A 26,279-nucleotide genomic window follows, 5' to 3' on the forward strand; every position below is an offset into this window, starting at 1 on the left:
TTACACAAAAAGTGAAGTGTTTATTATTGTTCAAGCCAAGCAGGCAGGGCTGCAATCACTTGATCAAACTTCTCGTTGAGTGGCGCGCCACCTTGTGCCAAGTCAGGTTTACCACCACCTTTGCCACCTAGCTCCTGAGCCAGGTGTTTGATGATGTCACCCGCTTTTAGATGTGCAGTATATTGTTTTGCAACGGAGGCGATTAAACTCACTTTATCGCCCTCAACGCCAGCTAAAATAATGACTGCATCATCTAATTTTGATTTTACGCTGTCATGTAGGTTGCGTAATGATTTTGCATCTAAACCTTGTACAGTGGTAATCAGGGTTTGACGACCTGCAATTTCTTTCACCTGATCAAGCAGGTCAGCCGCCTGAAAGCTCGCCAGTTTCTGATTCAGTTGTTCAATTTGCTTCTGTAGGCTTGAAACTGTTTCAACAATCGCTTCAACTTTCTCTACAGTTTGATCTTTCTGCGCCTTTAACAAGGCGTTGATGCTGTGAATGTCAGTATCAACCTTTTGAACCACTTCAAGCGCTTTCGTACCCGTAACCGCTTCAATACGACGGACACCCGCAGCCACACCGCCCTCGGAAGTGATCTTGAATAGGCCAATATCACCTGTACTTTTAACGTGAATACCACCACACAGCTCGATGGAGAAGTTTTTCTCTTCAATTACAGAACCCATAGACAGTACACGAACTTCTTCGCCATACTTTTCACCAAACAGCATCATTGCGCCTTTGGCTTTTGCTGACTCAATATCAAGCAATTCAGTGCTAACTGGTGTGTTGGCGATCACTTCGGCATTCACCAAACGTTCGATCTGCTGCAATTGTTCAAATGAAACAGGTTGGTCATTGGCAAAGTCAAAACGTAGAATGTCGCTGGCAACCAGTGAACCTTTTTGCTGAACGTGTGAACCTAGAATCTGACGTAAAGCGGCATGTAAAAGGTGGGTTGCAGAGTGGTTACGTGCGGTTGCCGCACGAATGTCTGCTTTCACAGTTGCTTCAACGTTTTGTGTCGCTTTGAGGCTGCCCATCGTCACGATACCTTGGTGGACAAATGCACCACCAGATTTCTTTGTATCCTGAACTTCGAAAATACCCGTATCGTTCTTGAATAGTCCTGTATCACCGATTTGACCACCGCTTTCAGCATAGAAAGGGGTTTGGTTCAATACGATAAGCGCTTCATCGCCTTCGTTGATTTCATCAACCTGTACACCATCTTTATAGATCGCAACAATTTGACCTTGGCCTTGAGTTGCGTCATAGCCATCAAACTGGGTTTCGCCCTCAACTTTGACAATGCTGTTATAGTCAACCGCAAACTTGCCTGCATCACGCGCACGTTGACGTTGTGCCGCCATTTCCACTTCGAAACCAGCTTCATCAATGGTTAAGTCACGTTCACGTGCAATATCGGCAGTCAGGTCAGTCGGGAAGCCATAGGTATCATACAGTTTAAATACTGTTTCACCTGCAATGACGTTACCTTTGAGTTGAGCGAGTTCACCCTCAAGCAATTTCAAACCTTGCTCAAGTGTTTTGGCAAACTGTTCTTCTTCACGAATTAAGGTTGCTTCGATTGCATCTTTACGCGCAGCAAGTTCAGGATAGGCTTCACCCATTACTTCGATCAAAGGCTGCAACATTTTGTAGAAGAATGTGCCTGTTGCACCTAACTTGTTACCGTGACGGACTGCACGACGAATAATACGGCGCAATACATAACCACGACCTTCATTGGATGGATTGACACCATCAGCAATCAGGAAGCAGCAAGAACGAGCATGATCGGCAACCACACGTAAAGATGGTTGCCCTTGATCTTCAATACCGATGATGTCAGCAGCAGCTTTTAACAGGTGTTGGAACAAGTCAATTTCGTAGTTTGAATTGACGTGTTGCAATACAGCAGAAATACGCTCCAAGCCCATACCTGTATCAACAGAAGGCGCTGGAAGAGGGTGCATCACACCATCCGCAGTACGGTTGAACTGCATGAAAACATTGTTCCAGATTTCAATGAAACGGTCGCCATCTTCTTCAGGTGTCCCTGGTAAGCCACCCCAGATGTGGTCGCCGTGATCATAGAAAATTTCAGAACAAGGACCACAAGGACCTGTATCACCCATTGCCCAGAAGTTGTCGGAAGCGTATTGACCGCCTTTATTGTCACCAATACGGATAATGCGCGCAGCATCAATACCAATTTCTTTGTTCCAGATATCAAATGCTTCATCGTCAGTATGGTAAACCGTGACATATAGACGTTCTTTAGGCAGTGCCAGCCATTGTTCGCTGGTCAGGAAATCCCATGCAAACTTGAGTGCATCACGCTTGAAATAATCACCAAAAGAGAAGTTACCCAACATTTCAAAGAATGTGTGGTGACGTGCGGTATAACCGACATTATCTAGGTCATTATGCTTGCCACCTGCACGCACACATTTCTGTGATGAAACGGCACGCACGTAATCGCGTTTTTCTAAACCCAGGAAACAATCTTTAAACTGGTTCATACCAGCATTGGTAAACAATAAAGTTGGATCGTTGGCAGGGACAAGAGAACTCGAAGCGACACGTGTATGCCCTTGCGATTCAAAGTAACGCAAAAATGCTTCACGGATTTCAGCGGATGTCATAAAACGAGTACTCACAACCAAGCGTCCATAATTTTGAAAGTGCTAAATTATAGCGGAAAATGTGTGCCCGACCAACGATTTTACAAGCAATCTTAGATAAAACTGTGTTTAGGCTAAAAATCTATATTCAATGCTGGCTTGCATGTTTTACCATATAGCATAGAAAAGATGATGTTTTGATGAATTAAGGGCACCACATGCAACGTATCGCGATTAATGGATTTGGCCGAATTGGCCGCAATGTGCTACGGGCATGGTTTGAAAATCCCAAACAATTCCAGTTTGAAATTGTCGCAATTAACGATATTGCTGATGTTCAGACACTGGCACATTTATTTAAGTATGACACCACACATGGGCGTTTTGCAGGTCAGGTTGAAGTCCAGATAGAAGATGAAAAGATTTTCTTGAATATTCAGTCCAATCAGCGTCATTTACATTTACAGGTACTGAAACAGGCCCAGCCAGAACAACTTCCCTGGAAAGATCTGAATATTGATGTGGTACTGGAATGTACAGGATTGTTTCGTTCCAGAGCCGATGCGACCCGTCACATATTGGCAGGAGCAAAGCGGGTGATTATTGGGGCTGCGCCTTTTGACTCTGTTGATGCTGCAATTGTCTATGGTGTCAATCATGCCGAAGTCAAAGCCACGGACCAGATTATTTCCAGTGTGTCCTGTACCACACAGGCTTTGGTGCCATTGGTGAAAATTATTGATGATGCCTTTGGTATTGAAACGGCATTGATGACCGAAATCCATGCGGTCACTGCGGATCAATCCGTGCTTGATCATGCCCATCGTGATTTGCGTCGTGCGCGTGCGTCGGGACAAAATATTATTCCAACCACATCCAGTGCATTAGGTGCATTAAAACAGGTGATGCCGAAAATGGAAAACCGTATTGATGGTTATTCCATTCGTGTTCCTACAATTAATGTTGCAGCGATTGACCTGACTTTTATTTCCCAGTCACCTATTACCGTACATAAAGTCAATGAAGTCCTGACTAAGGCTGCGAAATTTGACTATGCCCAGATTATGCAGGTCACAGATGAAAACCTTGTTTCAAGTGACTTTAACCACTCACCATATTCCTTAATTGTAGATTTAACCCAGACCATAGTGGTTGGACATCAGGCTAAGGTCTTTGCGTGGTATGATAATGAATGGGGTTATGCGAATCGCTTACTTGATTTATGTGAATCATTTGATTCAAAAAAATATTAAATAACAACGGATTTGGAGAGAGGAATGATATTGATGTTGATTTGGGGTTTTATTGGTCTGTTATTGATTGCAGTTACTTTCTTGTTTTGGTTTCAGTTTAAAAATAAACAGCAACCTGCTACTGATCCGCAAGTATTGTATCTGGAAGAAAAAGTCCTGCATCTGGAATCCCACCTTAAAAAGAGTCTGGAGATTATGCAGGACCTAGCAAAGAAAATGCATGTCCAGCAAGAAGTGTTAGATCGGACTGTTGCAAACATTGCCGCGTTGGAAAAGCAAAATGTTGAGTTGGTCAATGTTTTGGAAGTGGTTGTTAAAAATGGGAAAAATATGTCCTAAATTTGTCCCCCTTGAATAGGGGGTTGACAAATTAATTTGTATAACTATTTGTTTTTGTTAAATATTTTGATACAAATTTAAAGAAATTAAGCAATATATTTCAATCCATAAAATCTATAAAAAACAATTATTAATTTTTGTTGGATGGTTAAATATTTTTTAACTATCCGTTTTGATTACAATCCCACTTGATGTGTATTTAGAACGCTCATTATGATGAATTTGTGCTTCATAAAGCATTGATCGAAAACACATAGGGATGTCTGATAATGAATAAAACAACTTTAAAACGTACTGCAATATGCTCAGCTTTATTGAGTGCTGTTGTCATGGTTGCGGGATGTAATGATGATGACAACTCATCCAGTAATAATTCTGGACAGCAACAAACGACAACCGAAAAGCTTACAGGTACTGCTGCAACTGGAGCTGCTCTAGCTGGTGCGAATATTGAAGTGGTCAATAAAAATGGCACAACTAAATCAGTTGTTGCAGGGACAGATGGTAAATTCAGCATTGATGTTGAAAAGGGAGCACCTTATTTATTAAAGGCAACTAAAGGTACAGGTGAATCCCAGATTACCTTATATTCCTATGCTTCGGCTGCTGGTAATGTCAATGTAACTCAATTAACCACACAGGCAATTTTGGCTGCCAACAAAGCGGATGAAACACGTGATTACAACTCATTGGCAGAAATTTATACCAATTGGGCAAAACTGGCTAAAGACAGTACTACTGATGAAATAAATACTGCTATTGATAAAGCCGCAAAAGAAGTTGTTGCAAACTTAAAGACTGTATTTGATGCAAGTGTAGACACAACTAAAGGTTATCCAAACATTTTTAAAACTGAATTTAATGCAGATTCTACTGGTCTGGACAAGGTTCTGGATCAAGTTAAGATCAATGGTTTGAATAGTAAATGTACGGGTATAGGGAGTACCTATCATTGTGACGTGCAGTACGCAGTTAATGGGCAAAACTTTGCATGGAATTATAGTGTTGATACAACAGGTCTAAAACTTGTTGTTGATTTAAATAGTAATAATAATCCAAACATTCCATCAGGAAACTATAATTTGAATGTTACAACTTCTGTGATGGGGCAAGGTGCAACAGTAACAGTGAAGAATGTTCCAAAACCAGCTAATCAAAATGAATTCTGTGGTTCGGATGATGTGACTTCACAATTGCCAAACGGTCAATTTAAGATTAATAGCTGTAGTTTTAATGGTACGGTAGGTAATATCAATGCGACAGTAAATGCAAACGGTTTCAGTGTTACCTATGATGTGAAGTATGAGTATAGCCCAGCATAATCAAATCTAAAAAACTTGGAATTGATTTTAGGCAATCATTTTGGTTGCCTATTTTTATGCGGGATTTACTAAAATTCTCAGGTGCATCATAGAAATCTTCATGTTACACTACACTGAATCGGGCATTCACCCGATTTTTTTATGTGGTTGCTTTTTATGTGGATGCCTCCACGTTGAACAGATTTTAGGTTTGAAACATGACCATTTCAGAGACATGGTTGCTCCCTGACGGGGTAGCAGATGTATTACCCGAACAAGCGCAAATGGTTGAAACCCTGCGTCGGGAAGCTTTAGATTTCCTCGCTGTTCGAGGGTATCAACTGGTATACACTCCATTTATTGAATACATCGAATCGTTGTCTTCACTTTCAGAATCCAATCAAGATTTAGACTTGGTCACATTCAAGGTGATTGACCAGCTTTCAGGCCGCTTGCTTGGTGTACGCGCGGATATGACTCCACAGGTCGCCCGTATCGATGCGCATGTTCGCCCAATTGAAGGCGTTGCTCGTTATTGCTATGCAGGTACAGTGCTGCATACCAAACCACAGAATTTTAATGCAACACGCGCACCTTTGCAGTTGGGTGCTGAGCTTTATGGCCATGACAGCATCGAAGCCGATGTGGAAATGATTGATGTCATGCTGGGGCTGTTGGAGAAAACTGACAGTTTGCAAGGCGTTCATCTGGATTTAGGTCATGTCGGTTTATTCCGTAGTTTGGTGAAACGTGCTGGTTTAAATAAAAACACTGAAAGCCAGCTTTCTGATTTATATCAACGCAAGGCATTGCCAGAACTGGAAGCGTTTACCAAAGACTTGGTAATGGGTGCAGATTTCTATGCGCTTGGTCGCTATGCAAGTGACCTTGATGCATTACAGGCACATTTAAGCCATGACATTTTAAGTGATGCTGATTTTAAAAACGCGTTTGATGCATTGAAGACAACATTCACTCAAATTCAGTCACGTTGGTCGAATCTGAATATTGGAATCGATGTGATTGAGTTGCGTAGTTATCACTACCACACGGGCCTGATGTACGCCATTTATGCGCCGAATCGCGCTGCGCCGCTTGCGCAGGGTGGACGTTATGATGGCATTGGTGAGCACTTTGGCCGTGCGCGCCCAGCCACAGGTTTTAGTTGCGACTTATATGCCTTGGGTGCTACACAGTTTGCTGAAATTGAAACTGTCGTTGCGCCCAAAGGAAATGATCAGGATTTATTAACCACGATTGCAGATGCACGGGCGAATGGTTCGCGTGTGGTGCAGTTGCTGGGTAATGATGAGTTAAGTTCAGTGCCTTATGCAACCCACCAAATGGTGTTGCAAAATGGGCAATGGATCATTGAAAAAATTTAATTGCCGAGTTGTAAAAACAACTTGGTTTCCAATTCTAACAGCATGATGTAATGAGGCTATTATGGGCAAAAATGTTGTGGTACTTGGTACCCAATGGGGCGACGAAGGTAAAGGTAAGATCGTCGACCTGCTCACAGATCAAGCGGCTGCGGTCGTACGCTACCAGGGCGGGCACAATGCAGGACATACTCTTGTGGTCGGTGGTAAGAAGACTGTATTACACCTCATTCCATCAGGTATCTTACGTGACAACGTATTGTGCTTAATTGGCAATGGTGTCGTTCTTTCTCCTGAAGCACTGATCAAGGAAATGGCGATTTTGGAGGAGGAAGGTGTGCCTGTAAAAGAGCGCCTGCGTATTTCTCCAAACTGTCCGTTGATTTTGCCAAACCATATTGCGCTTGATCAGGCTCGTGAGAAAAAACGTGGTAATGCCAAGATTGGTACAACAGGTCGTGGTATTGGCCCAGCATACGAAGATAAAGTTGCCCGTCGTGCGGTACGCGTTGCAGACTTGGTTCGTGGTGGCGCTAATTTGGAAGAAAAACTCAAGGAAATGCTTGAGCTGCATAACTTCCAACTTTCTCAATTCTATGGCGTTGAAGAAGTTAAGTTTGAAGATGTGTTGGCACTTTGCAACGAATGGCGTGAAGTTCTTACCCCGTTGGTGATTGACGTAACCAAAGTGTTACATGATTACCGTAAAGAGGGTAAGGCAATCATGTTTGAAGGTGCACAAGGTTCATTGCTTGACATCGATCATGGTACCTATCCATATGTAACCAGTTCGAATACAACTGCGGGTGGCGTAAGCTCTGGTTCAGGTATGGGTCCTTTACATTTAGACTATGTATTGGGTATTACGAAAGCCTACACAACACGTGTAGGTGCTGGCCCATTCCCAACTGAATTGCATTATGATGCTGCAACAGATACAGGTGATGCGATTGGTCGTCATTTGGGTACAGTGGGACATGAATTTGGTGCGTCTACTGGTCGTCAACGTCGTTGTGGTTGGTTCGATGCAGAAATTCTACGCCGTTCAGTTGAAGTGAATTCATTGTCTGGTATCTGCTTAACCAAACTTGATGTTCTGGATGGTTTGGAAGAGATCAAGATCTGTGTAGGTTATGAAGATGTGGATTCGGGCTGTGCAGGTTCTTCTGATGCAGTTTCATTTGAAAGTTTAAAGCCGATTTATGAAACTATGCCTGGCTGGAGTGAATCGACTGTTGGCCTGACTCAGGTTGACCAGCTTCCTGCAAATGCCTTGGCTTATGTGAAACGTCTTGAGCAGCTCATTGAGTGTCCAATTGACATTATCTCAACGGGCCCAGACCGTGCAGAAACCATTATTTTACGTCATCCATTTTCAGCTTAAACTGAATAGATAACGTCAAAAGCCTCTTTTTAAAAGGGGCTTTTTTATTTTTATGGATTTATACAGCAAAAAGCTCTAGCAAAAAATCAGCTTTTTATTCCAGTCATTGTTATTTCACAGCATGGAAAATCCCCGTTATATTAACTCTACGTTCAAACAAAGAGGGTTTTAACCATGACGAAAAAAACGATTCGCTATAATGGATATGAACTGGCATGCCAATGTTAGATTGTATCAAGGCGATTAAAAGGGTACAAACCAGTTCTGATCAGGCGGGGAAAGGAATTGGTTTGAACATTTTAATACAATAAGAATAATCCTAAATGTTAAATAAAAAACGAATAAGAAATCTAGGGGAATCTATTGATTCCCTTATTTTTTCTAAAAATAAAAACTCCTGTGCTTTGGAGTGGATAGCACAGCAGTTGTGATCAGTATAAATAATCGTATTGTGAGCTAAATAAAATGGTCTTAGAATTTTAAATTGACAAGATATAAAAATGAAACGGGATCAGCAATGGCAGGTGGTTGGGCGCGTGACGGTGCAGAGCAGGAGCAGATTGATGCAACAATTCATGATGCGATTGCAAAAGCAAGACAAGGTCTTTCTCATAATGAAGATGGAGAAGCCGCATTATATTGTGAAGAATGTGGCGAGCCCATTCCTCAAGCCCGCCGTGAAGTGATGAAAGGCGTGAAATATTGTATTCGTTGCCAGCAACAACTTGAGGAAAAGAGTAAGGCACTGGAACTATTTAATCGGCGGGGAAGTAAGGATAGCCAATTACGTTAAATCTTTTGCCTTGTTAATCTTCTATCTCTTTCACAGCATTATATACAACGCTTGGTTCAATATTGAGCAGCTTTTTACCAAAGCTGCGTAACCACCACACCAGTTGAGACGTAAAGGGAACAGTTGCGCTCACTTCAACGATATTTTCCTCTAGTGCCGTAATGGTCTGGTCTTTACTCAACTGGCTTTCATAAAAGCTTTTGGCTGTATTTTCCGTCATGGTCAGCTTTAATTGAATTTGTTCAGTTGGTTTGCTGTAATCCACACGGAAACCCAGTGCGCCTGAGTCAATGTAATGATCAATATCAAAATTGACAGGATGCAGTGCCCGACTATCCAGAACCGTGGCCGCCTTAAAACGGTGCAGGGCAAAAGTTTGCACTTCAGTTTTATCATTTCTGGTACAGATTAAATAAATCACTGCACCTTTTTGTACCAGTGCCAGAGGATTGAGGATATAGGTTTTATCTTCTCCCTGATGGGTTCTGGCACGATAGATACACTCAATTTGCTTGTCCTGTAACAGTCCCTCATAAATTGCCTGTTGTGCATGTTTATCCACAATTGGCGGAATGAGCGGCTGTGTCGCTGGAACAATACGCACACGGTTGATCCATTGTCTGACATTGTTTTGTGTGGAAAGACTACGTTTTGCCAAGTCGAACCACGGCATCATTTCTTCAAGCAAGCTGGGTGGAAGCAAATGGCGTAAATGCTCTTCCACCATCATAAAGGTGACCGCCTGTGAGCTGGTCATGTGCGGCAAACTCTGGATGGGCGCGTCTGAACGCCAGCGCCAGCCTTGCGGAACCGTTTTATTGCTTTCAATGGGAAAGCGTTGTGCAATCTGGTTTAAATCACGCTGAATGGTACGCAGACTAATCTCAATACCCTCACGTTCCAGAATTTCCTGCAATTCACGCGTGCCCATCCATTTACCCGTAGAAAGGCGGGACAAGATTTGCCATTGACGATAAAGGCTATTTGACGTTTCTTTTTCTTGTATGGATGACATAGGCGTAATATGCAATTCAATGAGCTAGAGCTGACACAATAAAAAAACTCCCGTTATTTAGCAAGTACATCACATTTAGATTACGTATTTACGACTGAAACCAATGCAGATTTGCTTAAAACTTTTAAAACTGCTTCAAAAACGATCATTTTATATAAGTGGCATTGAAATTGCTTATTCATAGGGTCTGGTGACATTTCATGGGTGCTTGCGACAGAGGACATTTTTTAGCTGATACAAGGCATGTTTTGCGAAATTTAGCCATTCTAAATGAGCAAGACATAACGCAGTAGTAGCAAAAAATGTCCCTGTCCCATAGGGTTATGGCTAAAACTGCCCCAAACTTCGTTATGAAACTTGACAAGGGAGTCGCCATTGCCTGCGTTTCATGCCTTGTTTGCGTTGTTTTAGCCGATAACGCAATGCATCGCTGAAACGTCAACAGACCCTAATAGATAAATGATGAGATGAGGTTTCTATGTCAGAACAAGAACACAATCTAAATATCAGTACAGATTATTATTCTCCAGATCAAACGGCAGCGGTTTCGGTACATTCGTCCACATTTATTCCAGATATTCCAGAGCTGAGCAGTATTACCACCAACCTGTTTGAACAACTCAAATCACAGTTTTTTAATGAAATGCTGGATGATAAAAGCTTTAACGGAGAGGCATCAAAAAAGATTGAACAATGGTTAAGTATCCGTAGCCTTGATGAGTTAAAAGTTCTGGGTGCTCAGGCAAAGCAGCATTTTTTGTATCAGGGCATCACCTTTAATGTGTATGGGGATCAGGAGGGAACAGAGCGGACCATTCCTTATGACTTAATCCCGCGTGTCATTGAGAAAAAACAATGGGAGAAAATATCATCAGGCTGTGCACAACGTGTTAAGGCGCTGAATCTATTTCTGGATGACATTTACCATGAACAAAACATTCTTAAGGATGGGTTGATTCCCGCACATCAGGTGATGGCACATGAAGCCTTTCAGCCGCATATGCTCAGGCATCATCTTAAAGGCAAGGTTTATTCACAAATCAGTGGCATTGACATTATTCGGGATGGGCGGGGTGATTTCTTTGTGCTTGAGGACAATTTAAGAACGCCATCAGGGGTATCTTATATGCTGGAAAGCCGAAAAATCAGCCAAAAACTGATGCCTGATTTGTGCAGCAGCAATAATTTACAGGGGATTGAACAATACCCAACTTTATTAAGGGCAATTCTGGAAGAGAATGCCTATGTTGACCAGCCCTTTATTGTGGTGCTGACCCCAGGCCGTTTTAACAGTGCCTACTATGAACACGCCTTTTTGGCGCGTGAAATGGATGTGCCACTGGTGACAAGCCGTGATCTTTTTGTTGAGAATGACAAGGTCTTTGCAAAAACCATTCGCGGTCGTCAGCAGGTGGATGTGATCTATCGCCGTGTCGATGATGACTTTCTAGACCCACTGGTATTCCGTGCTGACAGTACACTTGGTGTAGCGGGTTTGATGTCGGCCTATCTACAAAACAATGTGGTGATTGCCAATGCACCAGGAACAGGGGTTGCCGATGATAAGTCGATCTACCCTTATGTTGACCAAATGATTCAGTATTATCTGGGAGAAACTCCGATCTTAAGTAATGTGCCAACCTATCAATGCCGAGACAGTGAACAACTGGATTATGTGCTCAACAATCTGGAAAAGCTGGTGGTTAAGGAAGCGCAGGGTTCAGGTGGATATGGCATGTTGATTGGACCTCAGGCGGATCAACAGCAAATTGAGCAATTTAGACAGAAAATTATGCAGACCCCGCATTTATATATTGCACAGCCAACCTTGGCACTGTCAGTTGCGCCGACATTGACCACAGATGGCGTTGCTGAGCGACATATTGATTTACGCCCATTTGTATTGAGTTCACCTTACCGTACTGAAATTGTGCCAGGAGGATTAACACGTGTGGCCATGCAGGCAGGTTCGCTGGTGGTCAACTCTTCTCAGGGTGGCGGCATTAAGGATACCTGGGTGGTGGAATCGCTGCACTCCTAACATCTTTCCTAAGCAGCGATAACACTGCACATATCCTTTGTGTGCAGTGGGGTATTTCACAGGAATTTATGATTAATAAGGGAGGATATTTATGCTTTTACTTAGCTCAAGTGCTCAACATATTTATTGGTTAGGTCGTTATTTATTTCGTATTGAGTATATGGTGAGTCATTTACCCTTTACAGATGACCAACAGGCGGCAGGATTTGCACAGGCATTATGCCTGCATATTGATGATGCTGAAAGTTTGAACCAATTTATGCTGGATCGGCAGCAGCCATATTCCTTGATGAGCCAGCTTGAGATTGCTCGGGATAATATTCAGGAACTTAGGGGGCTATTGAGTTCTGAAATTTATGCCGAACTGAACCATTTAATAAAAAATGTTATACCTGATGTGGCAACTATCCAGAACATCGTAAAGGAATGTTGCGCAACCCTGAAAACAGAGCAAGAGGATATTTCCTTATTTTTCCATATTGGACAGGGTATGGAGCAAATCGATACCTATTTTCGGTTTCAGCATAATATTCATGATGTGCTGGATACGATTGATCCAGTGATTGAACGGTTATTTCATTTAGGTTGGGAGGACTTGCAACCAAGTTGGAAAATATTGAAAACTCAACCTGACTTGAACCAGTTTTATGCATTTACCTATAAACTGGAAAATCAATTTGAGGCGTTCGCATGAAACTGATGGTGAATCACCAAACGCATTATCATTATACGCAGGCTGCACGGAATAGTGTGCAGTCGATTAAAATGATACCGCAGAGTTCACGGCACCAGTTGGTTGAGTCCTGGCATATTAGTGTTCCAGGACAACATGCCAGCAAACGTGATGCCTTTAATAACCTATGGATCACGGCAACCCAGCGACATGATTACCATTACCTCACCATTATGGCGCAGGGTGTTGTTGATTTGTATGATACTGAACTGGGTTATGTGGATACTGGTGTTTCACCAATATTGTTTTTACAGGGCACAAAAATGACCTGTTGTGATTTGATGATGCGGGATTTTGCCCAGACTATTGTAAAAGTGAAAGACCGCCACCACCTTATTTTATTAGCAGAGCAGATTTTACAGCAAATCCCTTACCAGCCTGAAAGCACATCTGTAACGACTTCTGCAATAGATTCATTTTATGCTGGTCAGGGTGTGTGTCAGGACCATGCGCATGTGTTCATCGCCATGTGTCGTGCGTTACAATTACCAGCCCGTTATGTGTCTGGTTATTTATATGACCAAAACCAGCCACACCTTGCCAGTCATGCATGGGCAGAAGTTTTTGTGGAAAATGAATGGTATTGTTTCGATATCAGTAACCAGATATTTACGCCCAAAAGTCATATCTATGTCGCAATCGGCCGTGATTATCTGGATGTTGCACCCGTACGGGGGGTGCGTGAACAGGGTGGTGTTGAAAGTATGACATCCAGTGTTCAAGTTTTGGCTTGTTGAGTGTGAAGAGAGAAAGATGACCTATTGTTGTGCATTAAGATTGGAGCAGGGTTTGGTGTTGATTAGTGATACACGAACCAATGCTGGGGTCGATCATATTTCTGTATTCCGTAAACTGCATACATTTGGTGTTGAAAACGAGCGTTTTATCGCCTTGCAGACTGCGGGCAATTTAGCCACCACACAGGCGGTGATTGGACATTTGCAAAATGCGTTGGCTCTGCATCAAGAACCGAATTTGTATAGTGCGAATACCATGTTTGAAGTTGCTGAACTGGTGGGTAAAACCCTGCGTAAGGTATTGGAAGATATCACTACGGATACGCAGGAACAGATGAACTACTCGTGTAGTATTCTGGTGTGTGGGCAGATTCAGGGTGAGGAAATGCAGCTTTATAATGTCTATCCACAAGGCAATTTTATCTGTGCGACAACAGATACCCCATATTTCCAGATTGGTGAAAGTAAATATGGCAAACCAATTTTAGACCGTGCCCTGCATTACACCATGCCGCTTGATGATGCCTTGCGTTGCACGCTCATTTCCTTTGATTCCACCTTACGTTCAAATGTTTCAGTTGGGTTGCCTCTGGATGTGGTGGTCTACCATAAAGACAGTTTTGTGATTCCAGGGGGCAAGCGCATCAGTGAGGAAGATCCTTACTTTACCCAAATTAGTAAACAGTGGTCTGATACCTTGCGCCGTGGTTTGCAGGAGTTACCAAAACCAACAGAAGATTATTGGGTCTAGTCAGCAAAGACAGGCATAATGAACTAAAATGCTTTATAAGTGTAAGAAAAAAATGATATTTCAACTTTGTTATGCTAGTACCAGTACTTCTGAAAAATCACATTTGCCACTTGATTTAAGAGAAGTTTTAAATGAAGCACACCATTTTAATTATGTGAATAATATACATGGTGTGCTGTATTTTGCAGATGGCTATTTTTTCCAGTGTCTAGAAGGTGAACAAGCGGCTATTTTGGAACTGCTTGATAAAATCAAGCAAGACCCTCGCCATCAGCAGATTTATGTTTTTAATCCTCAACACATCTCACAAGGTCATTTCAAAGATTGGTCAATGAAATTTGTGCGGAAAAATAGTCAGGTTTCAGAATTTTTCCAGCAGCATCTGCAACAGGCAGACTTTAATCCCTACTTGTTAAATGAGGGTTCGATTGCAGCATTGATTCCATTGCTTGCGGATATACAAATGGATGAGGTTGCCTAGAAGTTATTTTTGCTATTTTCATCTACTTGCATCGTCTTGATCGGTAGTATTAATATTGATACTATAAATTTATTGGTATAATTGAGTATCCGAATGGCAAACCTTGATCAACTCATCGAGCAAATGCGGAATAATCCTAAAAATGTTCGTTATGCTGATTTAGTCAGGGTTTGTAAGCAATATTTTGGTGAACCAAGGCAAACAGGTGGTAGTCACACTGTATTTAAAACACCGTGGCAAGGCGACCCTCGTATTAATATTCAAGATGATAGTGGAAAAGCCAAACCATATCAGGTGAAGCAAGTATTGGCTGCACTGGATAAACTTAAAGCATTGTGAGGTGTCAAATGGATAGTAAACAATATACTTACCGTGTTATATGGTCGGCTGAAGATAATGAATATGTTGGTTTATGTGCAGAATTCCCATCATTATCTTGGCTTGATGCCGATCAACTGAAAGCGTTTTCAGGAATTGTTGATCTTGTTGCCGAGGTTGTAGCAGAGATGAGCAGCAATAGTGAGAAAGTGCCTACACCACTCTCTGAAAGAAAGTATAGCGGACGGTTTGCTGTTCGTGTTCCATCAATGGTTCATCAAAAACTGGCATTGGAAGCAGCAGAGCGAGGCGTAAGCATGAATCGTTTAGTATCGGCAAAACTGGCTATGTAGTAACGTCATCTTATTAGGTGACTTGCCGTTTTGGTCTTTGACTCAAGCGACATAACAGTTCATAGCCAATGGTGCCATTTGCGGCAGCGACATCATCAACCAAACGAGATTTGCCCCAAAGCTCAACTTTAGTGCCGATCTCTGCCTGAATATGGGTGACATCAATCGCAATCATATCCATGCTGACACGTCCGATCATAGGAATTAACTGCTGATTAATCGTCACAAAATTTGGTTTGATATAAGCTCTTGGATAACCATCACCATAGCCAATTGAGACAATGGCAATATTCATAGGCTGTGTGGCAGTAAAGGTCGATCCATAGCCTACATATTCATTTGCCTGAATCTGGTTTAAGGCAATAATCTCTGCCTCAAAGCTCATGACGGGTTTGAGGTCAAGTGTGTGAACGTTTTGATCTGCAAAAGGCGTCGCGCCATAAAGCATGATACCTGGACGAACAAAGTCGAAATGTAGTTCAGGATATTTATAAATCGCGGCAGAATTGCAACATGATGCCAAAATCGGTTCACAGGCTTGTTTTACTTGTAGAAACTGGTTTTTTTGTTGTTCATTTAATGGATGATCTGAATCAGCGTTGGCAAAGTGCATGGTGAGTACACAGGTAAAACCATGAGATTTTAATTGTTGAATCACTTCAATAATTTCTGTCGCTTTAAAACCCAAACGATTCATGCCACTATTCAGCTTTACCCAGACCTTTAGGTTTAAAGCGTTATAATGATCTTTATGGGCAATTAACCATTCAACTTGTTGGGGCTGATGAACGACACATTCAAGTTTTTGTTCAATCACCTGAGTCATTTCATCATCAGAAAAAATACCCTCAATTAATGTGATGGGTTGGGCATACCCCAATTGCCGAATTTCCAGCGCTTCTTCCAGACAGGCAACACCAAAGGCATCCGTGGCACTTAAGGCGGCTAAACAGTCCTTGACTCCATGTCCGTAGGCATTGGCCTTAACCATGCTTACAATTTTTGAATGTGGTGCAAGTTGTTTGACACGGTTTAAATTATATTGCAGCGCTTCGCTGTCAATATAAACTGTTGCTTGGCGCACCCTGATGTCTCCTTTGGGTCGGCTTGGAAAATATATAAAATAGGTAATTAGTTAAGAATTATTCTTCATCATCATACTGAGCATAGAACTCAGGTGAGAGGTTACTAAAACGGGTATATTGCCCTTCAAACGCAAGGCGGACTGTACCAATTGGGCCGTTACGCTGTTTACCGATAATAATTTCAGCCGTCCCTGCTTCTTTAGACTCTTTGTTATAAACCTCATCACGGTAAATAAACATGATCAAGTCAGCATCCTGCTCAATCGCACCCGATTCACGTAAGTCAGACATAACAGGGCGTTTATTGGGACGGTTTTCCAGACTACGGTTAAGCTGTGACAGGGCAATCACTGGACATTGCATTTCTTTTGCCAATGCTTTCAGGCTTCGGGAAATTTCCGAGATCTCGCCAACACGGTTATCACCCATACCTGGCACTTTCATCAACTGTAAGTAATCGACCATGATGCAGCCAATTTTACCATCGTGCATTTTAGCAATACGTCTGGCACGTGCCCGAACCTCTGTTGGTGGCAGGGCAGACGAATCATCAATATAAAGATGTTTTTCCTGTAACTGCAAAATCGTGCCTGTAACCTTTGACCATTCATCACCATCCAGCTTACCTGAACGCAGATGGCCCTGATGCACTTTGCCATAAGAGGAAATCAAACGCATGGCGATGGAATCTGCTGGCATCTCCATTGAGTAAACAAGGGCAGGGAGATTGCTGTTAAATAAAACGCTTTCAACCAGATTCATGGCGAATGTGGTTTTACCCATAGAGGGACGAGCCGCCACAATAATTAAATCACCAGCCTGCATCCCATAGGTTTTATTGTCCAGTTCAAGGAAACCTGTGGAAAGGCCTGTGATATTGCCATCCATTTTAGACAGCTCATCCAGTTTGCTAATTACATCTGCGGTGACTGAACTAATTGATTTCGGGCCTGAATCCTTTTTATTGTTGTTATGCTGTTCTGCCAACGAGAAAATATTGGTTTCAGCCAAATCCAGAATTTCACTGACAGGGCGACCTTTGGTGTCATAGGCATTTTGTAAAATGTCGCTGCTGACCTTGATCATACTGCGTAAGGTTGAAAACTCCTTAATTTTACTGGCATAGATTTCAAGGTTATAGAAGCTTGATGGAGAATCTGCCATCAATTGCATTAAATACTCTTCACCACCAATCGCATCCAGCAGGTTCTGTTTGAGTAGCCAGTCATTGACCAAGACGGCATCATAAGGGGAGTTTTCCTGTGCCAGTTTTTCAATGGCACGGTAAATATATTTATGGCGTGTAGCGTAAAAATCATTTTCCTTAAGCAGGTCACCGACCTGTTCAAATGACTCGGCAACCGTCATTAATGCCGCCAACACCGCCTGTTCAATGGCCAGATTATGCGGTGGCGTTCTAAATTCTTTCAATTGACCTGAGTCATTCACGTTACTCTCTGTCTTTGGAGTATTTTTTGCAAAACTGGCATTTGCCTGTGACATAACAAGACCTAATAAAAAGATGAAACCGTAAAAGAGTGACTATCTTAATCCAAATGGATGCAGACAGGAGCGTTTAATTGGAAGAAAATTGTGTAAGTGGTGAAAATACAGCTTGATGGTTTTGGCAAACTTTAGACGTAAAAAAGGGCATGTAAAAACATGCCCTTTTCTTTGCAAAAATTACTCAGATACGATAGTAACGAGAACTTCAGCAACAACATCATGGTGCAATTGAATTGCGATGTTGAATTCACCAGTGTGACGAAGTGCACCGTTTGGTAAACGAACTTCTGCACGGTCTACAGCAAGACCAGCATTGGTCAAGGCATCAGCGATGTCACGAGTACCGATCGAACCGAACAGTTTACCTTCATCACCAGCTTTAGCTGTGATCACGATATTTACTTCGTTCAATTGGTCAGCACGTGCATTTGCAGCAGCCAAAATAGCAGCTTCCTGTTTTTCAAGTTCAGCACGACGAGCTTCAAAAGCAGCAGTGTTTGCTTCAGTTGCAGCTACAGCTTTACCTTGAGGGATCAGGAAGTTACGACCGTAACCAGCTTTAACTGATACTTTGTCGCCTAATTTACCAAGGTTCTTAATGCGTTGTAATAAGATAATATCCACGGCTCAACCTCACTTATGATTGTCAGTGTAAGGAATCAACGCTAAATAGCGCGCTTGTTTAATCGCTAACGCTAATTGACGTTGATAACGAGCTTTAGTACCTGTAATACGGCTAGGAACGATCTTGCCGTTTTCAGTGATGTACTGTTTTAAAGTGTCGATATCTTTGTAGTCGATGTACGCAACTTTCTCAGCTGTAAAGCGGCAGAACTTGCGACGACGGTAAAAACGTGCCATTGATGTTCTCCTTATTCAGCTTCTTGAACTGCGTGTTGTGCTTCTTCACGTTGCGCCTTACGGGCACGTTTTTCTTCAGCACTTTTCGCAAGTAGAGATTCTTCAGTGATTGCGTGTTCACGACGGATGATGATGTTGCGAATGATCGCGTCGTTATAACGGAACAATTCTTCGAGTTCATCAAGAGTCGTTTGACCACATTCAACATTCATAAGAATGTAGTGTGCTTTATGAATCTTGTTAATTGGGTAAGCCAATTGGCGACGGCCCCAATCTTCTAAACGGTGAATTTGACCTTCAGCTTCTTTGATCTGAGAGATATAGCGTTCAACCATACCTACAACTTGATCGCTTTGGTCTGGGTGTACCAATAGTACGATTTCGTAGTGACGCATTGTCAGCTCCTTACGGTTTAAGCAGCCCCTAACTTGATAAAGCCAGAAGCAAGGAGTCATAACTAATTTAGTTATGTCGCAAATTGCGAAGCGACAATTCTAGTCATGTTTGGCTTAAATCGCAAGTAAATTCACGCTTTTGATCGAAGTAAAAACACCACATAGCCTTTAAAATAGGGATCTTTTTGTTTTGTACTATTCCCGAACCATGTTCCATGTTGTACCAGCCCAACTTTATAGGGCAAGCGCAGGGCAGAGATACGTTTTAAATATTCAGGATAATTCGGGATTGTGGTCGTGCCCTGATAAGTCTGGATCACCAGTTCATCAATATTTTGCCTAAAAAGGGTTAAGGTGTTCTGGTCTTTAAAATTGGTCCAGTCCAGTAAACCTGTAATACTGAGCCGATATTGTTGGGGTAATTTCTGCCTGAGTTTTTGCAGAAAAATGGCATAGTCTTTCAAACTGTTGGTTTTACTATCAAAATCAATTTGAATGCCTTGAACCTGATTGCCCTGATTTCTCCAGTGTTCCAATCGATTGAGAATGGTTTGGTAATTTTGTTCATTCCACGCCAAATGATGGGTTCGGAGAACCAGCCATATTTTTTGATGGGGTAATTTCAGTATAGATACGCCTTGCGGTGTGAAAGTTGAAATCTGTTTTGATTTTGAATAACGGATTTCACCCTGTAAAATATACAATTCCTGTGCATGAACCAGATAAGGGGCTGTCTGAATATCACCCCAAATCCAGAAAGAAGCAAAATCATTGGCATCAACTTTTGAAGTTGCTGATTGTGTCGGTTGGCAGGCATTCAGGCTAGAAATCAGAAAAATACAGAAAACCGTTTGAAGCAACTTCATGGCTAAAAGTTACCAATAATATTTAAGTGATTTTGCCCAAGTGCTATTTGGATAGTCTCTTTTGATCTGGTCATACCATTGTTTACGAACTGGCTTACTCACTTCTGCATCACCACAATCATTGATTCCACTGGGCGCATAACATTGAATCGAGCGATATAAGGCATAGGCGTGTAAATCATCTTTACTGGATGATTTTAGAATGTCTTTATACACCTGACCACGGGCAAATATTTTTCCCGAAAAACTGGATTTTTGCTGTTCAGCATAAGCCAACTGTTGCAGTGAATACCCTTGTTCACTACGGAAATATTCACCTAAACAGACATTCAATAAAGGGTCTTGAGGTGATTGTGCCAATTGACTGACTAAAGTCTCTAAATTTTCACATTTAAGCTGTGAGGTAATAGTTGCGCCATTCCAGATAAAATTGGAGAAATCAGGCTTATTTTTCAATTGTTCATTTTTGCTGTTATAACCTTGATATAGCACTGCATTTTTAGGTAAGAAAGCAAAGCTTTGTTTAAATAAGTCAAAATTTTGATGAACTAAACTTTTGCTTAACAGGGTATAGGTGGCTGCCTGTTTTTGATCAAGGATACTGTCATTCGACTGGATGATTTTTTGTAAACTGTCTGCATTTGCCAATTGGGTAATAAAATTTCGTTGCAAATTTAACTGGCTGATTTTGGCTTTTTTACCGATAAAAGCTGAATAGTCCTGTTTGGCAGCGAGATGATTGGATAAAGCCGTTTCAAACAGGCCTTTTTGATAACTATCTCTTGCTTGGGCAAACTGTTGATTCCAATAGTGTTCCGTTACCTGTTTCTGTCCAGTTTTCTCTAAAATTTGTCCCTTTAAAAAGCTCTGGCTTAGCTGTAAATAATTGTTGTTCTTAATATTATCTTTAGGTAAATAGCTCAAGGCTTCCTGTGGTTTATTCTGGACAAATAGTAAATGAACTGCCTGTAAATATTGGAATAACTCAGGCTGGGCCTTAAAAAATTCTTTTTGAGCTGCTAATTGTGCCCATGTTATTGGGCGATAAGGATCAGATGCAGGCATTCGCATATACATCAAGTCATAAGTCGCCAGAAAAAATGGATCTTTTAAATTCTTAACATTGAAATATTGACTGTTAAATACCCGACGATCAATTTCGGCAGGTAATTGACTCATCTCCAGATTATAAAATTTTGATTTGGGATTCTGAATTTGCCAAACGATTTCATTGACCAATAAATCCTGCCGTTTTGAAAGCCATAGTCCACGGCGCATAAAGCCGCGTGCGCTCGCAACGTATTGCCCATTTGGATAGGCTTTTAAATAAACCGTAATATGATCTAAAAATTGTTTAAGTAAATTTTGATTGATATTGTCCAGATACACATCACCATACTGATCCACACCTGTTGCATAAGCTGAATTGAGGCTGGTGCGAATCAGCATATATAGTGCAGTTTCTTTTAGCCATGTATCCTCAACAGTACTTAATACCGTATAAATTTTGGTCGCGGCAGAGTAGTTTGCATTATAAAACAGGATGCTGGCATTTAAGTAAGAAGCATATTGACGTGTTGTGGCTGACCAATTTGGATCAACGGCAATCAATGCAATCTTATCACCACACTGATTCATTTTTTGGCGTTCATTAATCAGCAATTGCTTTTCATTGGCTGGAATATTTTTATTGGTTTTAACCTGACTAATAAAAGCAGCATGGCCAGAATTAAAACTGTAGCAACGTTCATCAAAAATGATTTCATCTTTTTGTGATAATTTTTCTCGCTGATTTGCAATCCTGTTTTCAGTCACAGTGGAAATATTTGCGGCATCAAAAGGCACCGTACTGTAGCTTGCATCCCATAAATTACCATCTGCTGTCATGGGCTTGATTGTCGCCAGTCCCAGATCACTGAGCAGCAACACCATATTGGTTTGACTGTCATTGAGTGGAACCAGGACAGGCAGGTTGCTGCAACTATTCAGGCTGCGATCATCCATTGCAAGGTTGGGTTCGCAGATATTCTCAACACCTGCATATATGTTTGAGCCATAACCACAGATGATGAGTAAACTGGAATAAAAAATTGGCTTAATGGATAAAATATTGTGCAGTTTCATTTGAATGATAAGGAATTAAATATTTTTATGGTGGGAAATGATAACAAGCAGGGAAGAGAATAAAAAGATAGAGCGTTCTCTATCTTTTTAAAAAATAGGGAGGAATGGTGCAGGGCTTTTAAAGGTAAAGCTAAAGCTTAGACTAATGACAGTGATGAGGATCACTGAAAATAAGAAAAAGCGTTTTGCCCAAAGCTGATCATTCTGAGCCTTGAATCCTAAAATACCAATGTAGAACCAGTAGGCGCAAAGCAGGTTACAGATCGCCAGAAAAACAACATTGGTGTATCCATAAACATATAGCGCATTCATGGCAAGGGTAAATAAAACCACATAGATCAGTGATTCTATTTTCGTTCTATGGATAGAGCGAGCTACAGGTAAGATCGGCACTCCTGCATTTTTATAATCATCAAAACGATAAATTGCAATTCCCCATGAATGTGGCATTTGCCATAAGGCATAGGCTACAAAAATCAGTAGGGCCGCCATATCGAAATGGTGACTTACAGCCGTATAACCAATGACAGGTGGACTCGCTCCAGAAATACTACCAATAACGGTTTGATGGATTGTGGTACGTTTGGTCCACAAGCTATAGAAACCGACATAGACGACAAAACCAATCACAGCGAATAAAAACGCATACGCATTGACATAAAACCAAAGCATGCCAAAGCCAATCATACCCAACACAAATGCATAAAGCAGTGCAATGGTCGGGGAGATGGTCTTTTTAACAAGTGCACGGTTCATGGTGCGTTGCATTTTTTGATCGATGTCTTGATCAATTACATTATTTACGACACAACCAGACGCAACCACAAAAGTCGTTCCAATCAGTGTAAGTAATAATAAGAGGCAGTCTATGGAGCCTTGAGCGGCTAAGAAAAAGCCGCCCAAGGTGGTAATAAAATTACCGAAGAGAATTCCTGGCTTAGTCAGGAATAAATACTTTTTAAACATGACGACCAGTTTAGATCATCATGTTGTAGTGTAGGTAGTTCATTACCCACACAGAACCGACTAAAAGTACCGCAATACAAAGAATCGTATAGATAAATGCAATCAGGTTCCAGCGTTGTTCAGATGAGGTATTCATGTGTAGGAAATACACAAGCTGTACAATAACCTGAGCAACAGCAGTGATTGCAATCACAGTAACTAAAATGCCACGACCGAAACCACCTGCCATCACCATCCCGAATGGGATGATGGTAAGGATGACAGATAGGATAAATCCAACCGTGTATTGCTTAAAGTTACCGTGTGATGCACCAGCAGCATTATGGTCATGACTACTCATTAGAGAACTCCCAGTAAGTAAACGACGCTGAATACACAGATCCAAACGATGTCAAGGAAGTGCCAGAACAAGCTTAGACAAGCCAGACGACGTGTATTCGGCAGAGTCAAACCATTCTTCTTGATCTGGTACATCAATACCAGCATCCACACTAAACCAGAGGTTACGTGGATACCGTGTGTGCCAACCAAAGTGAAGAACGACGATAGGAATGCACTGTGCGTTGGACCATGACCTTCATGTACAAGGTGATGGAATTCATAGATTTCCATACCAATGAACGATGCACCAAAAAGGAAAGTAATGAATAACCAGGTGATCACTTGATTGACATTCTTTTTATATGATGCAAGTACAGCAAAACCAAACGTTACCGATGAGATCAATAAGGCAAATGTTTCAGTTAACACGAAGCCTAATGAATCATGGAACAGGTCATATGCACTTGGGGTTCCTGGTGGGATATGACTGCTTAATACAGCGAACGCAATGAAGAGTGATCCGAAAAGAATCAAGTCACTCATCAAGTATGTCCAGAAACCAAAGACCGTTAAGTCCGTATCATCATGTTCATGATGACCATCGTGGCCGTGGTTGTCGTGATGAAGTACTTCAGCCATTTCCTTAGTCCTTCTTCAAGTGTTTTTCAAGTAAAGCATAGCGTTCGTTTTCAATACGCTCAACTTCAGCAGCAGGAACGTAGTAATCCACATTTTTGGTGAATGAGCTTACGATCAAGCTAACAACAGCCGCAACGAATGAAACAACGACTAGCCACCAAATATGCCAGATAAGTGCAAAGCCAAGTAAAGTAATGAACATTGCAATGACAAAACCAGCAGCACGATCAGTCGGCATATGGATGTCTTCATATTTAGTGTTACGTGCGTATGCTACACCATTTTCTTTGTCAGTCCAGAAACGGTCAATGCCGCTAGCTTCTGGTACATGTGCAAAGTTATAGAACGGCGCAGGAGATGAAGTCGCCCATTCAATGGTACGGCTATCCCATGGATCGCCTGTGTAGTCCATGTTGTCCTTACGTTGTAGGAAACCAACAATGATTTGCATTAAGAAACATGCAATACCGATTGCAACAAGAACAGCACCAAACAATGCAATTGCCAAGTACGGATCCCATTCAGGGTTGTCATATGTATTCAAACGGCGCGTCATACCCATGAAACCAAGGATATAAAGTGGCATGAATGCAAAATAGAAACCGAAGAACCAGAACCAGAACGCAGCTTTACCCCATGCTTCATTCAGCTTCCAGCCAAACATTTTCGGCCAGTAGAAGATGATGCCAGCAAACATACCAAACACCACACCACCGATAATCACGTTATGGAAGTGAGCAATCAGGAAGAGTGAATTGTGTACAAGGAAGTCCGCAGGTGGAACAGCCATAAGTACACCAGTTAGACCACCGATACCGAATGTTACAAGGAAGCCAATCGTCCATAACATTGGTGTGGTAAAGCTAATGCGACCTTTATACATGGTGAATAACCAGGAGAAGATTTTCACACCTGTAGGAATCGCAATAATCATGGTCATGATACCGAAGAACGCATTCACGTTCGCACCAGCACCCATAGTGAAGAAGTGGTGAAGCCATACAACAAACGCAAGTACAGTAATCGCAATTGTTGCATACACCATAGACTTGTAACCGAACAACGCTTTACGAGAGAACGTCGCCACGATTTCAGAGTATAGACCAAATGCTGGTAATACCAGAATATATACTTCAGGGTGGCCCCAGGTCCAGATCAGGTTCACATAAAGCATTGGGCTACCGCCAAGCTCATTGGTGAAGAAATGGAAACCGAAGTAACGGTCTAGCGTCAACATTGCAAGTGTACCTGTTAATACAGGGAATGATGCAATGATGAGTACAGCCGTACACAGTGAAGTCCATGTGAAAATTGGCATATCCATCAATTTCATGCCAGGTGCACGCATTTTTATGATGGTAACGAAGAAGTTAACACCAGATAAAAGCGTACCGAGACCAGAAACCTGAAGTGCCCAGATATAGTAGTCAACACCCACACCAGGAGAATATTGAATGCCTGAAAGAGGAGGGTAAGCCATCCAGCCAGTCGCAGCAAATTCACCTAATACCAGTGAAAGCATCATTAAACCAGCAGCACCAGCAAATAGCCAGAAGCTTAAAGAGTTTAATAGTGGGAAAGCAACGTCACGAGCACCAATCTGCAACGGTACAGAGATGTTCATCATACCAACAACAAGACCCATTGCTACGAAGAAGATCATGATTACACCGTGCGCGGTGAAGATCTGGTCGTAGTGGTCAGGATGTAGATAACCTTCGCCGCCACCTTTCGCGAGGAAAAGTTGTAGACGCATCATGATCGCATCGGCAAAACCACGCAGAAGCATGACTACAGATACGAGGATATACATGATACCAATCTTTTTGTGGTCTACAGTGATAAACCACTCATTCCACAAATATCCCCATTTTTTGAAATAGGTGATACCGCCTAAAACAGCAATTGCACCAAGTGCCATAAAGACCATGGTGACAAGTACAAGGGGTTCTGTCGGGATCGAATCCCACCCAAGTTTACCAAAAATCATATCCATGTC

At 41.8% G+C, this 26,279-nt stretch carries 26 protein-coding genes; 13 read left to right on the forward strand and 13 right to left on the reverse strand.

What is annotated here, in order from left to right:
- Positions 1 to 23: 23 nt before the first annotated feature.
- The gene (gene alaS, locus N5J47_RS06055) at positions 24 to 2,672 is read right to left on the reverse strand and encodes an alanine--tRNA ligase (RefSeq protein WP_279960322.1); all 2,649 of its coding nucleotides are present in this window, start codon (positions 2,670 to 2,672) and stop codon (positions 24 to 26) included.
- A gap of 182 nt (positions 2,673 to 2,854) precedes the next feature.
- Between alaS and N5J47_RS06060 the strand changes: the two genes are divergently transcribed.
- The 6 genes from N5J47_RS06060 (at position 2,855) to N5J47_RS06085 (ending at position 9,088) form a co-directional block, all read left to right on the forward strand.
- Complete coding sequence (locus N5J47_RS06060; RefSeq protein ID WP_279960321.1) at positions 2,855 to 3,889, forward strand: type I glyceraldehyde-3-phosphate dehydrogenase; 1,035 nt, start codon at positions 2,855 to 2,857, stop codon at positions 3,887 to 3,889.
- Positions 3,890 to 3,913: 24 nt separating this feature from the next.
- Positions 3,914 to 4,228, forward strand: a complete 315-nt coding sequence (locus tag N5J47_RS06065; protein WP_279960320.1) for a hypothetical protein — start codon at positions 3,914 to 3,916, stop codon at positions 4,226 to 4,228.
- Between the two features lie 269 nt (positions 4,229 to 4,497).
- On the forward strand, positions 4,498 to 5,550 hold the full coding sequence (locus N5J47_RS06070; protein ID WP_279960319.1) for a carboxypeptidase regulatory-like domain-containing protein: 1,053 nt from the start codon (positions 4,498 to 4,500) through the stop codon (positions 5,548 to 5,550).
- A 197-nt stretch (positions 5,551 to 5,747) separates the two neighbouring features.
- A complete protein-coding gene (locus tag N5J47_RS06075; protein WP_279960318.1) occupies positions 5,748 to 6,914 on the forward strand; it encodes an ATP phosphoribosyltransferase regulatory subunit in 1,167 nt (388 codons plus the stop codon).
- A gap of 61 nt (positions 6,915 to 6,975) precedes the next feature.
- Positions 6,976 to 8,295 (forward strand): adenylosuccinate synthase, encoded by a 1,320-nt coding sequence (locus N5J47_RS06080; protein ID WP_279960317.1) that lies wholly within the window; start codon positions 6,976 to 6,978, stop codon positions 8,293 to 8,295.
- 517 nt (positions 8,296 to 8,812) lie between these two features.
- On the forward strand, positions 8,813 to 9,088 hold the full coding sequence (locus N5J47_RS06085) for a DksA/TraR family C4-type zinc finger protein (RefSeq protein WP_279960341.1): 276 nt from the start codon (positions 8,813 to 8,815) through the stop codon (positions 9,086 to 9,088).
- A gap of 13 nt (positions 9,089 to 9,101) precedes the next feature.
- On the opposite strand, the gene N5J47_RS06090 is transcribed toward N5J47_RS06085, so the two are convergent.
- Positions 9,102 to 10,103 carry a WYL domain-containing protein gene (locus tag N5J47_RS06090; RefSeq protein WP_267979029.1) on the reverse strand — a complete coding sequence of 334 codons (1,002 nt, stop codon included), beginning with the start codon at positions 10,101 to 10,103 and terminating at the stop codon, positions 9,102 to 9,104.
- A gap of 478 nt (positions 10,104 to 10,581) precedes the next feature.
- On the opposite strand from N5J47_RS06090, the gene N5J47_RS06095 reads away from it, so the two are divergent.
- From N5J47_RS06095 to N5J47_RS06125, 7 genes are all read left to right on the forward strand, one after another.
- Entirely contained in the window at positions 10,582 to 12,144 is a 1,563-nt protein-coding gene (locus N5J47_RS06095; protein ID WP_279960316.1) for a circularly permuted type 2 ATP-grasp protein, read from the forward strand.
- Between the two features lie 91 nt (positions 12,145 to 12,235).
- Positions 12,236 to 12,838, forward strand: a complete 603-nt coding sequence (locus N5J47_RS06100; protein ID WP_279960315.1) for an alpha-E domain-containing protein — start codon at positions 12,236 to 12,238, stop codon at positions 12,836 to 12,838.
- The gene (locus N5J47_RS06105) at positions 12,835 to 13,614 is read left to right on the forward strand and encodes a transglutaminase family protein (protein ID WP_279960314.1); all 780 of its coding nucleotides are present in this window, start codon (positions 12,835 to 12,837) and stop codon (positions 13,612 to 13,614) included. Before N5J47_RS06100 ends, N5J47_RS06105 begins: the two co-directional genes overlap by 4 nt.
- A gap of 16 nt (positions 13,615 to 13,630) precedes the next feature.
- Positions 13,631 to 14,365 carry a proteasome-type protease gene (locus N5J47_RS06110; protein ID WP_267979033.1) on the forward strand — a complete coding sequence of 245 codons (735 nt, stop codon included), beginning with the start codon at positions 13,631 to 13,633 and terminating at the stop codon, positions 14,363 to 14,365.
- Between the two features lie 52 nt (positions 14,366 to 14,417).
- A complete protein-coding gene (locus N5J47_RS06115; protein ID WP_267979034.1) occupies positions 14,418 to 14,846 on the forward strand; it encodes a BLUF domain-containing protein in 429 nt (142 codons plus the stop codon).
- Between the two features lie 93 nt (positions 14,847 to 14,939).
- Entirely contained in the window at positions 14,940 to 15,185 is a 246-nt protein-coding gene (locus N5J47_RS06120; RefSeq protein WP_267979035.1) for a toxin HicA, read from the forward strand.
- Between the two features lie 8 nt (positions 15,186 to 15,193).
- Entirely contained in the window at positions 15,194 to 15,517 is a 324-nt protein-coding gene (locus N5J47_RS06125) for a toxin-antitoxin system HicB family antitoxin (protein ID WP_279960313.1), read from the forward strand.
- 13 nt (positions 15,518 to 15,530) lie between these two features.
- Here the strand turns inward: N5J47_RS06125 and alr are convergent, their stop codons facing one another.
- The 11 genes from alr to cyoB all read right to left on the reverse strand — a co-directional run bounded on the left by alr (position 15,531) and on the right by cyoB (position 26,276).
- The gene (alr, locus tag N5J47_RS06130) at positions 15,531 to 16,601 is read right to left on the reverse strand and encodes an alanine racemase (RefSeq protein ID WP_279960312.1); all 1,071 of its coding nucleotides are present in this window, start codon (positions 16,599 to 16,601) and stop codon (positions 15,531 to 15,533) included.
- A 58-nt stretch (positions 16,602 to 16,659) separates the two neighbouring features.
- Positions 16,660 to 18,105: a replicative DNA helicase gene (gene dnaB / locus N5J47_RS06135; protein WP_267979038.1), complete on the reverse strand. Its 1,446-nt coding sequence runs from the start codon at positions 18,103 to 18,105 to the stop codon at positions 16,660 to 16,662.
- A gap of 180 nt (positions 18,106 to 18,285) precedes the next feature.
- The gene (rplI, locus tag N5J47_RS06140; protein WP_004757753.1) at positions 18,286 to 18,732 is read right to left on the reverse strand and encodes a 50S ribosomal protein L9; all 447 of its coding nucleotides are present in this window, start codon (positions 18,730 to 18,732) and stop codon (positions 18,286 to 18,288) included.
- A gap of 9 nt (positions 18,733 to 18,741) precedes the next feature.
- Entirely contained in the window at positions 18,742 to 18,969 is a 228-nt protein-coding gene (gene rpsR / locus N5J47_RS06145) for a 30S ribosomal protein S18 (RefSeq protein WP_004676982.1), read from the reverse strand.
- 11 nt (positions 18,970 to 18,980) lie between these two features.
- A complete protein-coding gene (rpsF, locus tag N5J47_RS06150; protein ID WP_004676984.1) occupies positions 18,981 to 19,364 on the reverse strand; it encodes a 30S ribosomal protein S6 in 384 nt (127 codons plus the stop codon).
- Between the two features lie 131 nt (positions 19,365 to 19,495).
- Entirely contained in the window at positions 19,496 to 20,230 is a 735-nt protein-coding gene (locus tag N5J47_RS06155; RefSeq protein WP_279960311.1) for a DUF3142 domain-containing protein, read from the reverse strand.
- Positions 20,231 to 20,239: 9 nt separating this feature from the next.
- Positions 20,240 to 22,354: a hypothetical protein gene (locus N5J47_RS06160; protein WP_279960310.1), complete on the reverse strand. Its 2,115-nt coding sequence runs from the start codon at positions 22,352 to 22,354 to the stop codon at positions 20,240 to 20,242.
- Positions 22,355 to 22,441: 87 nt separating this feature from the next.
- Positions 22,442 to 23,320: a heme o synthase gene (gene cyoE / locus N5J47_RS06165; protein WP_279960309.1), complete on the reverse strand. Its 879-nt coding sequence runs from the start codon at positions 23,318 to 23,320 to the stop codon at positions 22,442 to 22,444.
- 10 nt (positions 23,321 to 23,330) lie between these two features.
- Positions 23,331 to 23,660, reverse strand: a complete 330-nt coding sequence (locus tag N5J47_RS06170) for a cytochrome o ubiquinol oxidase subunit IV (RefSeq protein WP_267979042.1) — start codon at positions 23,658 to 23,660, stop codon at positions 23,331 to 23,333.
- A complete protein-coding gene (gene cyoC, locus N5J47_RS06175) occupies positions 23,660 to 24,280 on the reverse strand; it encodes a cytochrome o ubiquinol oxidase subunit III (protein ID WP_004771586.1) in 621 nt (206 codons plus the stop codon). Before cyoC ends, N5J47_RS06170 begins: the two co-directional genes overlap by 1 nt.
- Positions 24,281 to 24,284: 4 nt before the next feature.
- A complete protein-coding gene (cyoB, locus tag N5J47_RS06180; RefSeq protein ID WP_279960308.1) occupies positions 24,285 to 26,276 on the reverse strand; it encodes a cytochrome o ubiquinol oxidase subunit I in 1,992 nt (663 codons plus the stop codon).
- Positions 26,277 to 26,279 lie beyond the last annotated feature (3 nt).

The organism is Acinetobacter sp. GD03645, assembly GCF_029845285.1.
Lineage (GTDB): Bacteria > Pseudomonadota > Gammaproteobacteria > Pseudomonadales > Moraxellaceae > Acinetobacter > Acinetobacter corruptisaponis.

What these genes read in the sequence shown, in the direction of transcription:
- N5J47_RS06095 (WP_279960316.1), top strand. Translation starts at nt 10,582, where the DNA reads ATGTCAGAACAAGAACACAATCTAAATATCAGTACAGATTATTATTCT.
- N5J47_RS06105 (WP_279960314.1), top strand. Translation starts at nt 12,835, where the DNA reads ATGAAACTGATGGTGAATCACCAAACGCATTATCATTATACGCAGGCT.
- N5J47_RS06160 (WP_279960310.1), bottom strand. Translation starts at nt 22,354, where the DNA reads ATGAAACTGCACAATATTTTATCCATTAAGCCAATTTTTTATTCCAGT.
- N5J47_RS06155 (WP_279960311.1), bottom strand. Translation starts at nt 20,230, where the DNA reads ATGAAGTTGCTTCAAACGGTTTTCTGTATTTTTCTGATTTCTAGCCTG.
- cyoB (WP_279960308.1), bottom strand. Translation starts at nt 26,276, where the DNA reads ATGGATATGATTTTTGGTAAACTTGGGTGGGATTCGATCCCGACAGAA.
- N5J47_RS06080 (WP_279960317.1), top strand. Translation starts at nt 6,976, where the DNA reads ATGGGCAAAAATGTTGTGGTACTTGGTACCCAATGGGGCGACGAAGGT.
- N5J47_RS06110 (WP_267979033.1), top strand. Translation starts at nt 13,631, where the DNA reads ATGACCTATTGTTGTGCATTAAGATTGGAGCAGGGTTTGGTGTTGATT.
- N5J47_RS06100 (WP_279960315.1), top strand. Translation starts at nt 12,236, where the DNA reads ATGCTTTTACTTAGCTCAAGTGCTCAACATATTTATTGGTTAGGTCGT.
- N5J47_RS06090 (WP_267979029.1), bottom strand. Translation starts at nt 10,103, where the DNA reads ATGTCATCCATACAAGAAAAAGAAACGTCAAATAGCCTTTATCGTCAA.
- N5J47_RS06070 (WP_279960319.1), top strand. Translation starts at nt 4,498, where the DNA reads ATGAATAAAACAACTTTAAAACGTACTGCAATATGCTCAGCTTTATTG.
- dnaB (WP_267979038.1), bottom strand. Translation starts at nt 18,105, where the DNA reads ATGTCACAGGCAAATGCCAGTTTTGCAAAAAATACTCCAAAGACAGAG.
- N5J47_RS06065 (WP_279960320.1), top strand. Translation starts at nt 3,914, where the DNA reads ATGATATTGATGTTGATTTGGGGTTTTATTGGTCTGTTATTGATTGCA.
- N5J47_RS06120 (WP_267979035.1), top strand. Translation starts at nt 14,940, where the DNA reads ATGGCAAACCTTGATCAACTCATCGAGCAAATGCGGAATAATCCTAAA.
- N5J47_RS06075 (WP_279960318.1), top strand. Translation starts at nt 5,748, where the DNA reads ATGACCATTTCAGAGACATGGTTGCTCCCTGACGGGGTAGCAGATGTA.
- N5J47_RS06125 (WP_279960313.1), top strand. Translation starts at nt 15,194, where the DNA reads ATGGATAGTAAACAATATACTTACCGTGTTATATGGTCGGCTGAAGAT.
- cyoC (WP_004771586.1), bottom strand. Translation starts at nt 24,280, where the DNA reads ATGGCTGAAGTACTTCATCACGACAACCACGGCCACGATGGTCATCAT.
- cyoE (WP_279960309.1), bottom strand. Translation starts at nt 23,320, where the DNA reads ATGTTTAAAAAGTATTTATTCCTGACTAAGCCAGGAATTCTCTTCGGT.
- N5J47_RS06115 (WP_267979034.1), top strand. Translation starts at nt 14,418, where the DNA reads ATGATATTTCAACTTTGTTATGCTAGTACCAGTACTTCTGAAAAATCA.
- rpsF (WP_004676984.1), bottom strand. Translation starts at nt 19,364, where the DNA reads ATGCGTCACTACGAAATCGTACTATTGGTACACCCAGACCAAAGCGAT.
- N5J47_RS06085 (WP_279960341.1), top strand. Translation starts at nt 8,813, where the DNA reads ATGGCAGGTGGTTGGGCGCGTGACGGTGCAGAGCAGGAGCAGATTGAT.
- N5J47_RS06060 (WP_279960321.1), top strand. Translation starts at nt 2,855, where the DNA reads ATGCAACGTATCGCGATTAATGGATTTGGCCGAATTGGCCGCAATGTG.
- rpsR (WP_004676982.1), bottom strand. Translation starts at nt 18,969, where the DNA reads ATGGCACGTTTTTACCGTCGTCGCAAGTTCTGCCGCTTTACAGCTGAG.
- N5J47_RS06170 (WP_267979042.1), bottom strand. Translation starts at nt 23,660, where the DNA reads ATGAGTAGTCATGACCATAATGCTGCTGGTGCATCACACGGTAACTTT.